14 protein-coding genes are annotated in these 13,672 nt (G+C 64.1%); 11 read left to right on the top strand and 3 right to left on the bottom strand.

Features of this window, described 5'->3' with window-relative positions:
- Position 1 precedes the first annotated feature (1 nt).
- The 4 genes from ACE3OG_RS05865 to ACE3OG_RS05850 all read left to right on the top strand — a co-directional run bounded on the left by ACE3OG_RS05865 (position 2) and on the right by ACE3OG_RS05850 (position 4,185).
- Positions 2–694 (top strand): ABC transporter ATP-binding protein, encoded by a 693-nt coding sequence (locus tag ACE3OG_RS05865; RefSeq protein WP_260347785.1) that lies wholly within the window; start codon positions 2–4, stop codon positions 692–694.
- Between the two features lie 14 nt (positions 695–708).
- The gene (locus ACE3OG_RS05860; RefSeq protein WP_260347786.1) at positions 709–1,089 is read left to right on the top strand and encodes a hypothetical protein; all 381 of its coding nucleotides are present in this window, start codon (positions 709–711) and stop codon (positions 1,087–1,089) included.
- Between the two features lie 418 nt (positions 1,090–1,507).
- Positions 1,508–2,203, top strand: coding sequence for a VIT family protein (locus tag ACE3OG_RS05855; RefSeq protein WP_254690912.1), 696 nt, complete (start codon positions 1,508–1,510; stop codon positions 2,201–2,203).
- Between the two features lie 2 nt (positions 2,204–2,205).
- Positions 2,206–4,185 (top strand): cation-translocating P-type ATPase, encoded by a 1,980-nt coding sequence (locus ACE3OG_RS05850; RefSeq protein WP_260347787.1) that lies wholly within the window; start codon positions 2,206–2,208, stop codon positions 4,183–4,185.
- 39 nt (positions 4,186–4,224) lie between these two features.
- On the opposite strand, the gene ACE3OG_RS05845 is transcribed toward ACE3OG_RS05850, so the two are convergent.
- On the bottom strand, positions 4,225–5,484 hold the full coding sequence (locus ACE3OG_RS05845; protein ID WP_260347788.1) for a DUF4010 domain-containing protein: 1,260 nt from the start codon (positions 5,482–5,484) through the stop codon (positions 4,225–4,227).
- Between the two features lie 384 nt (positions 5,485–5,868).
- On the opposite strand from ACE3OG_RS05845, the gene ACE3OG_RS05840 reads away from it, so the two are divergent.
- Entirely contained in the window at positions 5,869–6,174 is a 306-nt protein-coding gene (locus ACE3OG_RS05840; RefSeq protein WP_311734770.1) for a PepSY domain-containing protein, read from the top strand.
- A 106-nt stretch (positions 6,175–6,280) separates the two neighbouring features.
- Here ACE3OG_RS05840 and ACE3OG_RS05835 read toward each other — a convergent pair whose 3' ends face one another.
- Together ACE3OG_RS05835 and ACE3OG_RS05830 are read right to left on the bottom strand one after the other, a co-directional pair.
- On the bottom strand, positions 6,281–7,612 hold the full coding sequence (locus tag ACE3OG_RS05835) for an ATP-binding protein (protein WP_260347789.1): 1,332 nt from the start codon (positions 7,610–7,612) through the stop codon (positions 6,281–6,283).
- Positions 7,609–8,268 carry a response regulator transcription factor gene (locus ACE3OG_RS05830; RefSeq protein ID WP_260347790.1) on the bottom strand — a complete coding sequence of 220 codons (660 nt, stop codon included), beginning with the start codon at positions 8,266–8,268 and terminating at the stop codon, positions 7,609–7,611. Before ACE3OG_RS05830 ends, ACE3OG_RS05835 begins: the two co-directional genes overlap by 4 nt.
- Before the next feature lie 142 nt (positions 8,269–8,410).
- Between ACE3OG_RS05830 and ACE3OG_RS05825 the strand changes: the two genes are divergently transcribed.
- From ACE3OG_RS05825 to ACE3OG_RS05800, 6 genes are all read left to right on the top strand, one after another.
- Positions 8,411–8,806, top strand: a complete 396-nt coding sequence (locus tag ACE3OG_RS05825; RefSeq protein WP_260347791.1) for a PepSY domain-containing protein — start codon at positions 8,411–8,413, stop codon at positions 8,804–8,806.
- 43 nt (positions 8,807–8,849) lie between these two features.
- The gene (locus ACE3OG_RS05820; protein ID WP_260347792.1) at positions 8,850–9,362 is read left to right on the top strand and encodes a cytochrome b; all 513 of its coding nucleotides are present in this window, start codon (positions 8,850–8,852) and stop codon (positions 9,360–9,362) included.
- Positions 9,363–9,695, top strand: coding sequence for a DUF6544 family protein (locus ACE3OG_RS05815; protein ID WP_374306651.1), 333 nt, complete (start codon positions 9,363–9,365; stop codon positions 9,693–9,695).
- A 263-nt stretch (positions 9,696–9,958) separates the two neighbouring features.
- Positions 9,959–10,429, top strand: coding sequence for a DUF2271 domain-containing protein (locus tag ACE3OG_RS05810; RefSeq protein ID WP_260347873.1), 471 nt, complete (start codon positions 9,959–9,961; stop codon positions 10,427–10,429).
- A gap of 12 nt (positions 10,430–10,441) precedes the next feature.
- Positions 10,442–12,649 carry a PepSY domain-containing protein gene (locus ACE3OG_RS05805; RefSeq protein WP_260347793.1) on the top strand — a complete coding sequence of 736 codons (2,208 nt, stop codon included), beginning with the start codon at positions 10,442–10,444 and terminating at the stop codon, positions 12,647–12,649.
- Entirely contained in the window at positions 12,630–13,607 is a 978-nt protein-coding gene (locus tag ACE3OG_RS05800; RefSeq protein WP_260347794.1) for an FAD:protein FMN transferase, read from the top strand. Before ACE3OG_RS05805 ends, ACE3OG_RS05800 begins: the two co-directional genes overlap by 20 nt.
- Positions 13,608–13,672 lie beyond the last annotated feature (65 nt).

The raw sequence follows: 13,672 nt of genomic DNA, 5'->3' as shown, positions 1-13,672 counted from the left end.
CATGGCGCTCGGCGACATCCTCATAGAAGTCTCGAACGTGGCCAAGCATTTCGGCGAGGGCGAGACCCGCGTCGACGCCTTACGCGCGGTCGATCTTGCCGTGCGCGCCGGCGAGGTGATCGCGCTGCTCGGACCTTCGGGCTCGGGCAAGACGACGCTGCTCAACATCATCGGCTGCATCCTCGCCCCCTCGGCGGGACGGGTGGTGCTCGACGGCGAGCCAGTGTTCGATGGCAGATGGCTGCGCCGCGACTTGAGACGTCTCAGGCTCGACAAGATCGGCTTCATCTTCCAGGCGCACAACCTGCTGCCGTTCCTGACTGCCGAGGAGAACGTCGCGGTCGTGCTCGACCTTGCCGGCCTTCACGCTGAGGAAGGCCGGGTGCGGGCGCGCGAATTGCTGGACTATCTGGAAGTCGGCCACCGCGCAAAGGTTAAACCTGCACTCCTTTCCGGCGGCGAGGCGCAGCGCGTAGCGATCGCTCGCGCGCTCGCCAACCGTCCCCGCATCATCCTCGCCGACGAGCCCACCGCCGCGCTCGACGGCGCGCGGGCCGGGCTGGTGATGGACCTGATGCGCAAGCTCGCCGTCGAGCAGGAAGCCTGCATCGTCACCGTCACCCACGACGAAAAGATCTTCGACCGTTTCGACCGCCTGATCCACCTGCGCGACGGCCGCCTCGCCGACGCCTGACCCGGAGCCGCTCCATGCCCGCAAGACGATCCCGCGCCCTTACCATCGCCGCCGCCGTCGCGGTGATCTTCGGCCTGCTGACCATCGTTTCGGGCGCCAGGGCGCTGTTCGGCGGCGTCGACATGGGCGCTGTGGTGCCCTTCGTGCTGTGGTTCAACTTCGTAGCGGGATTTGCCTATGTCCTCACCGGGATCGGCCTGTGGCGCGGCACGAACTGGGCGCCGATGCTGTCGCTCGGCATCGCCGCGGCGACGGCGGCCGTCTTCGCCGCCTTCCTGTGGCATGTCGGCTCCGGCGGCGCATGGGAGATACGCACCATGGGCGCGATGATCTTGCGCACCGGCATCTGGATTGCCATCGCAATCCTCGCGTTACGGTGCAAAAAAGCCGCCTGACGATTCCCCTGCCCAGCCAGCGCCGGCGGCCGAGGCCGTGACCGTGCCAGCCAGGAACCTGAAATGACGCGTTTTGCCGATCGACCCGTCGCGGGTCCGCTCAGTCATCACTGTTCTCGGCCTCGCGGTGACCGCAGCCGGCAGGTGGCTCCCCCCTATAACGGCCTCGGCGTGCCAGATCTTCCGGGATTGGCGCCCGTCGATATGACGATCGGGCGTTTTGAACGCCAGCACGCTCTATGGATGATGTCTCCCAGATTAGAATAATTATAACTTATTGACCAATCTCAATGCCCATGTCAAATATTTAGAATAATTCTAATATGAACGTCGAACAATCGATCGGCGACGCTTTCACGAGCGTCCGTAGAATGGGCGGTGCCTCGGGGCCGACCGATCGCACACTGGAACAAATTCTATGCGCACTTTACACAAAGAGAATCATCTTATCGAACGTATCGGTTGGCTTCGGGCGGCGGTGCTTGGGGCCAATGACGGGTTGATCTCGACGTCGAGCCTTATCGTCGGCGTGGCGGCGGCGACCGCCGGCCCTCACGAGGTCCTTGTGGCGGGCGTTGCCGGGCTGGTGGCCGGAGCCATGTCAATGGCGGCCGGCGAATATGTCTCGGTCAGCTCACAGGCCGACACGGAAGAAGCCGACATGGCGCGCGAGCGCCGCGAACTCGCCACGCAGCCGGAGGCGGAACTAGCCGAACTCGCTGCGATCTACGAGCAGCGCGGCGTCGCGCCGGATCTCGCCCTTGAGGTGGCTAAGCAAATGATGGCGAAGGACGCATTCGAGGCGCATGCGCGCGACGAACTCGGACTGTCGAGCCATGTGATGGCGCGGCCCGTCCAGGCGGCCTTCACATCCGCGGCGACCTTTTCCGTGGGCGCGGCGCTGCCGCTGGTCGTGGCGCTGCTCGCGCCGGCGGGAGCGGTCGTATGGGCAGTGTCCATCGCCTGTCTCGTCGGGCTTGCCGCGCTCGGGGCGGTTGGTGCGAGCGCGGGCGGCGCCGGCATCTGGAAACCGACTGTTCGGGTCGTCTTCTGGGGCGCGGTGGCCATGGCGTCGACAGCGGCCATCGGCGCCCTTATCGGCCGGGCGGTCTGATTATGAGACGCCTGTCGTTCGATATCCCGATGCTGATGTCGCTCCTGACAGTGCTGGGCATGATCCTGGCGACGGTCGGGACCTGGCCGCCAGCCGAGGCACTTGGTGTCCTGCGGTGGCCGGGACTGGCGCTCGTCTATGCCGCCGGCGGGCTTCCCGCCGCGTGGACGGCCCTGTCAGCGCTGTGGCGGCAGCATATCCTCGACATCGACCTCCTGATGGTGGTCGCCGCGATCGCCGCAGCGATCGTCGGCGCGCCGTTCGAAGGTGCCGTGCTGCTGACGCTGTTCAGCGTGTCGACGACGCTCGAACACCAGGCGCTCGGGCGCGCGCGCCGCGCGGTCGAAGCCCTGATGGCGCTGCGCCCCGAGACGGCGTTCCGCAAGAACGCCGCCGACGGTGCGGTCACGGAGGTTCCCGCCGCGGAGCTTGCCGTCGGCGACGTGGTGATCCTGCGGCCGGGCGCCCGGGTGCCTGCCGACGGCGTCATCCTGCAAGGGCGCGGTGGCATCGACGAGGCCAACATCACCGGCGAATCCATGCCCGTCTCCAAGGAGCCGGGCCAGCAGGTGTTCGAAGCCACCGTCAATCTCGACGGCATCCTGGAAGTGACGATAGCGAGAACGGTCGGCGACAGTACGATCGCGCGCATGATCCGCCTGGTCACCGAGGCCCAGGAGGCGAAAGCGCCGTCCGAACGGTTCAGCGCCTGGTTTGGCCAGCGTTATACCGTCGCGGTCCTCATCGGCGCGGTTCTCGCCTTCGCCGTCTTTTACTGGCTCGGCCGCGATTGGGAGCAGGCGCTCTACAAGGCCGCGACGCTGCTGGTCGCGGCCAGCCCCTGTGCGATCGTCATATCGGTGCCGGCGGCGATCCTGTCGGCGCTCTCGGCGGCGGCGCGGGGCGGCGTTCTGTTCAAGGGCGGCGGCGCGCTCGAAATGCTGGCGGCCGTCGATACCTTCGCCTTCGACAAGACAGGCACGCTGACCAACGGCCGTGCGCAGGTGACGCGGATCATTACGCTGGACGGTGAGGATCGGCGCTTCCTGTCCCTGCTGGCGGGGCTGGAAGCGCATTCCGAGCATCATATCGCCGCAGCGATCCGCCGTGAGGCGGTCATACACGGGATCGAACCGGCGCAAGTCATGGATGTCAGTTCCCGTCCCAGTGCCGGAATCGTCGGGCGGGATGAGACTGGCCCGGTCTGGGCTGGAAACTCTTATCTCGCCAGGGAAATGGATGCGTCCACTGATCGCGCCGAATTCCGCGAGCTGGAGGAGAACGCGCAAACCGTCGTCTATCTCGGGCGAGGATCGACCATTCTGGGCGCCGTCAGCGTCGCGGACGAGGCGAGGGCGAGTTCCGCCCCGGCGCTTGCGGCCCTGCGCGCCGGCGGCGTGCGCCGCATCTTCATGATGACCGGCGACCGTCGCCCGGTGGCCCTGCGCATCGGTGAGGAACTTGGCCTCGGCCCGGACGAGATCCACGCCGAAATGCTGCCGCAGGACAAGGTGCGCCAAATCGGTGAGCTGGCGGAACGCGGCAGGGTCGCCTTCGTGGGCGACGGCGTGAACGATGCGGCGGCCCTTGCCCGCGCCGATGTCGGCATCGCCATGGGTGCGGCCGGTTCGGATGTCGCCCTTCAGGCGGCCGATGTGGCCCTGCTGTCGGAAGACATGAAGAAACTGGCAGATGCGCACCGGTTGGCGCGGCGCACCGCCTCTGTCATCCGGCAGAACCTCACCGTCGCGATCGGCGCCATGCTGGTGCTCGTCACAGGCGGGCTGTTCTTCGATCTGCCGCTGCCGCTGGCGGTGGTCGGGCATGAAGGCGGGACCGTGCTGGTCGTCCTGAACGGCTTGCGCCTGCTCTCGGACCGTATCCGGCGGAACGCGGACGAGGCAACGCCTACGCGCCGCACACCGGAGGAACGAAACGTTTCGGCGTCTGTTCCAAAAGTGGTGGACGAAAGAGCAGTCTAGGGCATCCTATGGGAAACTGCGGCCCGACAGCCCGGGAAATCAAGCGAGTTTCAGCGACGCTGCCATGCCCGCGGCAACCCCGAGCGCGCTGACGGCTCCCACGCGAACCCCGAGTCTGTAGCCGCCGAGCCATGCGGCCAGGACGGCCTTGGCGAGCGAATTCACACCGACCGCGATCAGGATGGCCTGGGCCGCAAGCTTCGGCTCGATCGTCTGTAGCGACATTCGCGCCATGGAGATCGAGATCGCATCGACATCTGCCATCCCCGAGATCGCGGCCGTCGCGAAGATGCCCGCGTTTCCGAACGATTGTTGAAGCAATTGCGAGATCAACATGACGGCGGTGATGAGCGCGCCCATCTTGATGGCCGGCGCCAGTTCGAGCGGATTGGTGATCTTCAGTTCCGGCTGTTCCGTGGCGCCGCTGTCTTGGAGAAGCAGAAGCCCGGCCCCGAGAACAAGGACGCCGCCGCCAATGAGGAGCGGCCATTGGAGGTGCGGCAGCAGGGACGGACTGAGTGCGGTCGCGATGATCGCAACGCGCGCGATCATGACCACCCCTGCAAGGAGCACTCCGCCAGAAAGCAGAGCGGCGGCTTCGCTGCGGCGCCGGGCCAGGGCCGCCAGTGTCGCGGTCGTGGCCGTTGAAGATGCGAGCCCCCCTGCGACCGCCGCCGTGAGCACGCCCAGCCGGTCCCCGAATACGCGAACGGCGACGTATCCGGCAAAGGACACGGCCGCGATCAGGATCGTAAGCAGCCAGATTTCATACGGATTGATCGCGTTCCACGGATCGATCGGCCGATTTGGCAGGACCGGCAACAGCAGAAACGTCATCGCCAGAAGCGTCAAGCCCGAGCGGATTTCGCTCCAGCTCAACGATGCGACCCAACGGTGCAACTGATCGCGCAGCGCCAGCAGCACGGCCGTCGCGACGGCGCCGGCGACGGCGGCTGCCACATCGCCCACGACGGCGAGGACGCCAAGCAGGAAGGTCGACATGCCGGCGATCACGGAGGTCGCGCTGTAGTTCCGCTCGGCCTGCGCCTCCAGCCAGTGAAACGCGGCGAAAGCCCCTGCGAACCCCAGGAAAGCCAAGCCGATGATGGCGGCTGAGTCGAATTGCTGCGCCAGCGCGCCGGCGACGCCGCCGATCAGCCCCGAAAGCGCGAAGGTGCGCAATCCCGCCGCGCGTTGATGGTCTTCCTCATTTCTGGTGCGCCAGCCGCGCTCGAGACCGATCAGCAAGCCGATCGATAGCGAAACCGCCAGGCGGCTGAGAAGGGCGTCCCCGTCCATGATTTGCTGGCACACTCCCGCGAAAGACCGATTTCATCTGGTGGTACCATTCGGGAGCCCATGACGCTTCGAAAGGAACCAGTGTATCTATCGGGCAACGAACAGCGATTTACAATGATGCCCGAAAGGCCGGCCCAGTTCTTGTCGAGGTTCGAGGTGCCCGCGTTTCCGCCGCATCGCCGGTGTTGCATTACCCGTCGACAGAGGATTATCCCCAAAGCCATCCTTCAGGTCACTTGGTGGGCTGAGCCCATTGTCGGTATCGACTGCCACGCGGCCTCGCTGACTGGAAGCTGACAGGAATTATCATCGTTCTTCAGGAGCCCATCAGCAAGGCGTTGCATGATTGCACGCGTAGATGAGGGCAACTGAGGAGTTGGAACCATGAAAAAGTCTTTCACGATGCTTGCATTGCTGGTGATGCTGCCGGCTGGCGCCGCCCTTGCTGGCGAGGCGTGCGATGTATCGCCCGAAAAGAGGCAATCGTTCGAAGCGCTGGCGAAGCTTGCAAGCGACTTCGAATGGACCATTGACAGGATGAAGATCGACGACGGCTGTTACGAGCTTCGGGTGACCGATGCCAGCGGCAACATCCTCAAGGTCAAAGTCGACCCGGCGACACTGGAGGTTGTTGATGGAAAGGTCAAACGCTTCGGTGACGATGGGGGTGCGCCACGGAAGGAGAAATAGGGCCACGCGTAGTCGAGACGCGTCCGGACGGTCGGCAAAGGCATTCATTCCGAGGCGTGCGTGCCTTCGCCGTATCTGGGCTAACGGGAGCAGGCTGCTGGTTGCGCTATTGCTTGCCGGAGAAAAATACGGCCGCGAAACCGTCCCGCCGCCCCTCTATCGGCGAGATCAGATCAAGCCTGCCGCCCGTGCCAGCGGCGATCGTTTTGGCGATGGCCAAGCCGAGACCCGCGCCGTCCGCATCTGACTGGCCCCGCTCGAAAGGCTCGGACAGTCGGGCAAGCGTCTCCGCCGGCACGGCCGGACCGGCATTCGTGACTTGCAGGGTGCCCTCAGCCGATAGCGCGACGCTGATAGGCTCCTTCGGGTCGCCATGCTTCAGGGCGTTTTCAATGAGGTTGCGCGCCAGAACGGCGAAGGCGTCCGGATCGATATTGGCGGATACCGGATTGTCGGGAAGCATCAGCTCGACCCGACCGGCGCCAGGGGTGTGTTCGCCGAACTCGCTGACGACCATGCGCAGGATGACTGCGATGTCGACAGGCTTCTCCGCCAGCAGGCGGCCGCCCTCGGCCCTTGCAAGCTGCATCAGCTTTTCGGTCAGCCGGGAAAGACGCCGCAGGGCAGTTTCCATGTCGCGCGCGTGTTCGCGGGTCGTGTCATCGGTAGCCTCGATGATCATCCTTTGCGCTTGTGCCAGTGCAGCCGCGACCGGCGTTCGTAGTTCATGGGCGGATTTCGCCGCCAGCGTGCGCTCCGCCTGCAATGTCCGTTTCAGGCGTTCAAGAAGCCGGTTCACCGAATGAGCGACTGGTTCCACCTCGGAAGGCAGGTTGTCGGCTTTGACCGGAGCAAGATCGCCGCCGCCGCGCGCCTCGATCTGTGATCGGAAAGCTCGGACGGGAGTCATCGACAGCCGAACGATGAGCCAGACACCGAGGAGGCTGAGGGGAACGATAATGCCGAGTGGCAGGGCGAGATCCAGTGAGGCGTGTTCTGCCGCCATTCGCCGATGCGAAAGCGGTTCGGCGACGGTGATCGTCAGGCTGCCTTGCAGCGCGGCGTCGGAATAGAGCCGATGGGTTTGCGTATCGGTGAAGCCCATTCCCGAGAATGGCGGAAAAACCGCCAGATCCGCATTGTGCGAGCTGAGTAGAACCTTGCCCGCTTCGTCACGTACGACATAGGTGAAGTATTCGTCATGCTGACGCAGCGTCGCCACGCGCTGCTCCGAATCGTCGGTATCGCGCCCGAGGATTTCGAGCGCCGCAAGCGGCAGAATCCGTTGCGCAGTCTCCTCCAGCGCGCTGTCGAAGACTTCGTTCATCTCGTTGTGCAGCCTGTAAACCGTAACCACGGCGGCGACTGCCCAAAGCACCGTCATGCCGAGGCCGAGCCATAGCGAAAGCCGCCATTGCAGGCTTTTCGGGCGTTTCATCGCGCGCTTCCGAGACGATAACCGATGCCGCGAACCGTATCGATGACAGCATGCCCCAGCTTTTTGCGCAGCCGACTGACATGGACCTCGATCGTGTTGCTCTCCACTTCGGCACCGAACGCATAGAGCCGGTCCTCGAGCTGGGCCTTGGTCAGCGCGACGCCCGGCCGTTGCAGGAAGGTCTCGAACAGCGCCCATTCCCGTCCGGTCAGTTCGACGGAGCGTCCGCCGCGCTTCACGGTTTTGGCGGCAAGATCGACGCACAGGTCGCCGATCTCGATGAGGGGATTGGGATTGCCGCTGTAGCGCCGCGCGACCGCGTTCAAACGCGACGACAGCTCCGAAAGATCGAAGGGCTTGATCATGTAGTCGTCCGCGCCGGCGTCGAGGCCCTCGATGCGGTCGGAAATCTGGTCCAGCGCCGTCAGGATGATGACCGGCGTCACACTTCCTGCGGCACGCAGTTTTCGCAGGAAGCCGACACCCAGCCCGTCGGGAAGCATCAGGTCCAGCAGGATGAGGTCGTAGGCCGCGCTATCGAGATGCTCGCGCGCGGCGTCGAGCCGGTTCACCCAATCGACGGAATGGCTGGCGGCGATGTGATCGCGAACGGCCTTGCCGAGGATCGCATCGTCTTCAACGAGCAAGACTCTCATCCTGGGATCGGTTCCCCCTTCTGCTGCTTTTCTACGGTTTGAACCTGTCGGTTTGCTGAAGGGGTATCAGTCGCTGCTTCAGCGATTCGTCAGGATAACCTGCCATGGTTGTGACTATATCGCGTTGATCGGGAACAATCAGATGATGAAGCAGATGGCGGCGGCAATCCTCGTTCTGACGTTCGCCGGGTTAGGGACCGCAAGGGCGGACGACGATTGCCATGTTCCGATGGAGCAGTGGCAGCCGCGCGAGGCGGTGCAGACGATGGCGGCTGGGCGGGGCTGGACCGTCACCCGGATCAAGATCGACGACGGCTGCTACGAAATCCGCGGAACCGATGAAGGAGGTCGCCCCTTCAAAGCCAAGATCGACCCTGCGACGCTCGAAATCGTTAAGCTCCGCTACAAGGATCGGGATGACGACCATCACGGAGCCGAACGCCAACGGACGCAGAACATCGGGCGGGAAGCTGCCGACGGGGCATCTGCGAACGGCCTGCTCGGGACGAATACGCGGCCAAAGGCTGTCGTGAAATAAGCCGCCGCACTTTCGCTCCGGCGCATCTCAAGGAGACCTCAATATGCCCGACAAGTCGCATCGCTATTCGGCGAGCATGATCGTTATCCACTGGCTAACCGCCCTTCTGGTGCTCGGCGCCTGGTTCACGGCCGAGGGCGGTCGCAAGGTCGCCGAGAACCCGCCCCTGCTGCACTTTTCGCTCGGGCTTGCGGTGCTCGCCCTGATGTTGCCCCGGCTAGTTCTGCGGGTGGCCGGCCGCACGCCCGAAGCCGATACGCAAGGTTGGCTCGCGGCTGCCGCGAAGGCCGGGCACGCGGTGCTCTACCTGTTCTTGATCGCGCTGCCGATCACTGGCTGGTACACGGCTTCACGCATGGGTGTCTCAGTATCGTTCTTCGGCTTGCAGCTTCCTGCGCTCACCGAGCCCGTTCAGGGGCGACCCGGCCTGATCGCCGAATTGCATGAGAATGCCGGAACCATCATCCTCATCCTCGCCGGACTGCACGCCCTGATGGCCATCTGGCACCAGTTCGTCCTGCGCGATGGCACGCTGCGGCGCATGTCCCTGCGTTGAGTGTTTCCGATTGAAGCCTGCGATAAACAAGCTGCCAGGGTCCCCGCCGCCATTGCCTACGGTGTCGGGGATATTGCCAAGCGCCTGGGCGCTCGAGAAGAGTTTGTGGACGAAACGGTTCGGCTGACGCAAACGGGCTCGATGCGGTTCGGAGCCCATCAGGCATTCCGGCCGTTCTCCGCCAGGCAAACAATCCGGCTAAGCCAATGCGAATTCCACTGGCAAGCCAGGACCGTCCCCTTTGGCTTGATCAGGATTACGGACGCCTTCTCGGATGGAACTCCGGCACTTGAGGAAACGGCACTTGGCCTTATTCCGCTTGCCCACGACTAGACCAATACCAGCGCAACTTCAGATTTCGCGTCCGCGACAAACACCGAGCATGGCGTTCGCTAGGAACACGACCGCTGACCTGACCACCGATCTGCGGTTTTGTTCTTTCTAGGCGTTTGGTATTTCATCGCTTCCTGACGAAACACTGAAGCAAAAATATTTTTGCTGTCAGGTGATGCTCAGGTGGCCTTGCCAGAGTGGGGCGTCGGATCTCGAACCAATTGGTTATCCGCGATCCGCTTCTCTGGAAAAGGCAGATCGGCATGAAATCCATTTTTGCGGCACTGGCGCTGACGACGGCGCTGACCCTTCCTGGCCTCGCGATGGCCCGTCCCATCACGGTGACGACCACATTGAACCGGTATGGCGGAGACGGGGCCTATCTCGCCTTCTATGTCATCGATCCACAGGGGAAGTACGCAGGTACGGTCTGGGTCGCCGGGGGCAAGTCGAAATATTACGGGCACCTGTCGGCTTGGTATCGTGCGACGGGCGGTAATCCCTCCGGGATTGATGGCATCACCGGCGCCAGCGTTGGTGCTGGGCGCACGCTGGAAATCTCGCTCGACTTGGCCGATGCGCTATTCGACGCGGGCTATACGCTGCATGTCGATGCCGCCGTGGAAGACATGCGCGACAGCCCGAACGACGTAGCGATCCCGCTGACGAGTGACGGCGCAGGGACGCCCGCGCGTGGCCGGCTCTATGTCGCCTCGCTCGCCTATTCCCGCTAGGCGGTGAACGGTATGTCTCGTCTCATTCACCGCTGGCCGGGGCTCATCGCCGGGCTCCTGCTTCTGGTGCTCAGCCTTAGCGGTGCGGCGCTTTCGATTTTCCCGGCCGTCGAGCGCCTGTCTTCGCCGCAGGCCACGGCGGCGGTGTCCGTCGCCGATGTGGCGGGGCGCATCCAGGCCGCCCATCCCGAACTGGAACAGATACGGCGAGCGCCGTCGGGCCGGATCATTGCCTATTGGTTCGAGAACGGCGCCGCACAGGCGGCGATGATCGATCCGGTGACAGGGCAAAGCATCGCATCTGCCGATCCGAAACCGGTCGAACGTTGGCTGACGAACCTGCATCGGTCGCTGTTTCTTGGAGATGGCGGCCGCATAGTGACAGCCGCAGGCGCGGCCGCAATGATGGTGCTGGCGATTTCCGGAGTGGTGCTTGTCGCGCGCCGGGCCGGAGGCTGGCAGCTTTGGTTCTCGCCGATGCGCGGCCCGCTTTCCGGAAGGCTGCATGTCGAGATCGCACGGCTGGCGGTCGCTGGATTGTTGCTGTCCTCAGCCACAGCCCTGTGGATGACGGCCTCGACCTTCGATCTTTTGCCGGATGAAGCTGCATCCCCGATTGCGCAGACGGATGCGAGCGGTCGAACGGGCATGACTGTCGCAGACATGGCCGCCCTTCGGGCCATACCCATCGCCGAACTGCGCAGCTTGTCGTTTCCCACGCCAGATGATGCGAGCGATGTCTTTACGCTGAAAACCGACCAAGGAACCGGCTACATCGATCAGGGCGATGGCAAGCTCCTGGCCTGGACCGGTCTTACCGGATGGCAGCGAGTCTCAGAAACGATCTACATGCTGCACACCGGACAAGGAGCGGCCACATTGGGGCTGGTTCTCGGACTGATGGCGCTCGGCGTTCCGGTCATGGCTGCGACGGGCTTCATCCTGTGGCTTGCCGGGTGGCGCGGGCGCTCTTGCATTCGCGGCAATGTTCCTGCCAGCCGTGCCGAGACGATCCTGCTGGTCGGCAGCGAGAGCGGCACCACTTGGGGATTTGCGGCAACGCTTCATGCGGTGCTCTCCAGGGCAGGCCAGACTGTCCACGCTGCCCCGATGTCCGCCTTCGATCCCGCGCGCTACGGGCGGGCCAGGCGTATCCTTATCCTTGCTGCCACCTATGGCGATGGTGACACGCCTGCCTCTGCTAAAGGGTTCCTCGAACGCATGAACGCTCTTGCCGCCGCTCCGGCGATCCCCATGGCTGTGCTTGGCTTCGGCGACCGCAGCTTTCCCGGCTATTGCGCCTATGCGCGAGCCGTTACCGAAACCGCGGAGCGTAAAGGCTGGGAGACGCTCATCCCCTTCGACACGGTGGACCGGCAGTCACCACAGGATTTCGCCCGTTGGGGCCGCTCATTGGGCGCGGCGACAGGTCTCGACCTCGATCTCGTCCATCAGCCGGTACAACCCGCCTCCATCGATCTGACGCTCGTCTCGCGCCGCGACTATGGCGCCAAGGTGCAAGCTCCCACGGTCATCCTGCGATTTGCCTTGCCACAGGCTGCGCTCTGGCGGCGGCTTGTCGCCCGCGCGCCCGGCAATTTTGCCGCCGGCGATCTGCTTGGCATCCTGCCCGAAGGTTCGGCCGTTCCCAGGTTCTATTCGCTGGCTTCGGGCCGCCGCGACGGCTTCGTCGAGATCGTCGTGAAGAAGCATCCGGCCGGCTTGTGCTCGGGTCAACTCTACGAACTGAGGCCCGGCGATCGGATCAGGGGCTTCGTTCGGCGCAATCCCGGCTTCCATGCCGGAACCACGCGCAGGCCGCTGATCCTGATCGGAGCCGGAACGGGGATCGGTCCTCTTGCGGGCTTCGTGCGCGCCAATACGCGATGCCGGCCGGTTTATCTATTTTTCGGCATGCGCCATCCCGACAGCGATTTTCTCTATCGCGAGGATTTTGCGAACTGGCAGGCAGAAGGGCGCCTCCGGCTAGTCGTGCCGGCCTGCTCGCGCGGGCGAAACCCTCGTTACGTCCAGGATGGTCTGCGCCATGAGGCGACAGAGATCGTGCGTCTCGTGCGCGAAGGCGCTCGGATCATGGTCTGCGGCGGCCGGGATATGGCGACTGGTGTTTCCACAGCGCTCGGCGACATTCTTGCCCCGATGGGGCTGACGCCGAGCTTGCTGAAGGCGCAGGGACGCTATGTTGAAGACATCTACTGAACAGAACCGGCTCTCAATGAACGGACCGACGATGGGTACACGCTGGTCGGCGTCGTTCTATGCGCCGGATGGACTTGACTCGGAAGCGGTCCGGCAGGCGTTGCAAGCCGCCGTGAATGAAGTCGACACGCAAATGTCGACCTGGAATCCGAACAGCGATCTCATGCGCTTGAATGCTGGCCGTCCCGGTGCGTGGATAAGCGTTCCGCCCTGCCTGGTGGAAGTGCTGCGGCTCGCCTTCGATATCGGCCGCGCCTCGGGCGGTGCGTTTGATGTCGGCGTCGGTGCGGCTGTGCGTGCATGGGGATTCGGTCCGGAAGCGGTCGACGAGGCCCGAATTCGAAAGGCGCTCGAAATGCCGCATCCGCCCGCCCATGAGATCGTGGAGCTGGATGTCGACGGTGGAAGGGCGCGAAGATTGGCGCCTGTGGACCTCGACCTCAATGGTATCGCCAAGGGGTACGGCGTGGACAGGCTGGCCGAGGTGCTGCACGGCTTCGGCATCGCTTCAGGTCTGGTCGGGATTGATGGCGAGATGCGCGCGTTCGGCCTGCATCCCGCCGGTGAGCCGTGGGTGATCGCTGTCGAGGCGCCCGATCCCGACCGCCGCGCTCCGCATTCGATCCTTGCCTTACAGGACGCAGCAGTCGCAACCTCCGGCGACTACCGGCATTGGCTCATGGCCGGAGGCCGACGATTGTCGCACACGATGAACCCGCGCCGCGGAGCGCCCCTGCCTGAACCGCCGGCCTCCGTCACCGTCATCGCGCGAACCTGCGCAGAAGCCGATGCTTGGGCTACGGCTCTGATGGTCCTCGGCCCGAAAGCTGGAACGCAGCTTGCCGAGCGCGAGCGTCTGAATGCACTATTTTTATCGCGTGGTGCCGAAAGCACACTTCAGTCCAAAACGGTTGGATTGATATTCGACCCTTCCCATGATCATGGTGACGCTCACTAGCACCGGCGTGCAGCTCAAGCCACGGTTGTCGCTCAAGAATCTGCGGGAATATCTCAATCGCTACA

Origin of the sequence: Methylocella sp. (genome assembly GCF_041905455.1) — a bacterium.
Lineage (GTDB): Bacteria > Pseudomonadota > Alphaproteobacteria > Rhizobiales > Beijerinckiaceae > Methylocapsa.
The sequence above is the reverse complement of the archived record's forward strand: the minus strand, read 5'-3'. Positions and strand labels throughout refer to the sequence as shown.

Bases quoted from the DNA above. Each gene is read 5' to 3' on its own strand.
- ACE3OG_RS05865 (WP_260347785.1), top strand. From the start codon at position 2: ATGGCGCTCGGCGACATCCTCATAGAAGTCTCGAACGTGGCCAAGCAT.
- ACE3OG_RS05860 (WP_260347786.1), top strand. From the start codon at position 709: ATGCCCGCAAGACGATCCCGCGCCCTTACCATCGCCGCCGCCGTCGCG.
- ACE3OG_RS05855 (WP_254690912.1), top strand. From the start codon at position 1,508: ATGCGCACTTTACACAAAGAGAATCATCTTATCGAACGTATCGGTTGG.
- ACE3OG_RS05850 (WP_260347787.1), top strand. From the start codon at position 2,206: ATGAGACGCCTGTCGTTCGATATCCCGATGCTGATGTCGCTCCTGACA.
- ACE3OG_RS05845 (WP_260347788.1), bottom strand. From the start codon at position 5,484: ATGGACGGGGACGCCCTTCTCAGCCGCCTGGCGGTTTCGCTATCGATC.
- ACE3OG_RS05840 (WP_311734770.1), top strand. From the start codon at position 5,869: ATGAAAAAGTCTTTCACGATGCTTGCATTGCTGGTGATGCTGCCGGCT.
- ACE3OG_RS05835 (WP_260347789.1), bottom strand. From the start codon at position 7,612: ATGAAACGCCCGAAAAGCCTGCAATGGCGGCTTTCGCTATGGCTCGGC.
- ACE3OG_RS05830 (WP_260347790.1), bottom strand. From the start codon at position 8,268: ATGAGAGTCTTGCTCGTTGAAGACGATGCGATCCTCGGCAAGGCCGTT.
- ACE3OG_RS05825 (WP_260347791.1), top strand. From the start codon at position 8,411: ATGATGAAGCAGATGGCGGCGGCAATCCTCGTTCTGACGTTCGCCGGG.
- ACE3OG_RS05820 (WP_260347792.1), top strand. From the start codon at position 8,850: ATGCCCGACAAGTCGCATCGCTATTCGGCGAGCATGATCGTTATCCAC.
- ACE3OG_RS05810 (WP_260347873.1), top strand. From the start codon at position 9,959: ATGAAATCCATTTTTGCGGCACTGGCGCTGACGACGGCGCTGACCCTT.
- ACE3OG_RS05805 (WP_260347793.1), top strand. From the start codon at position 10,442: ATGTCTCGTCTCATTCACCGCTGGCCGGGGCTCATCGCCGGGCTCCTG.
- ACE3OG_RS05800 (WP_260347794.1), top strand. From the start codon at position 12,630: ATGTTGAAGACATCTACTGAACAGAACCGGCTCTCAATGAACGGACCG.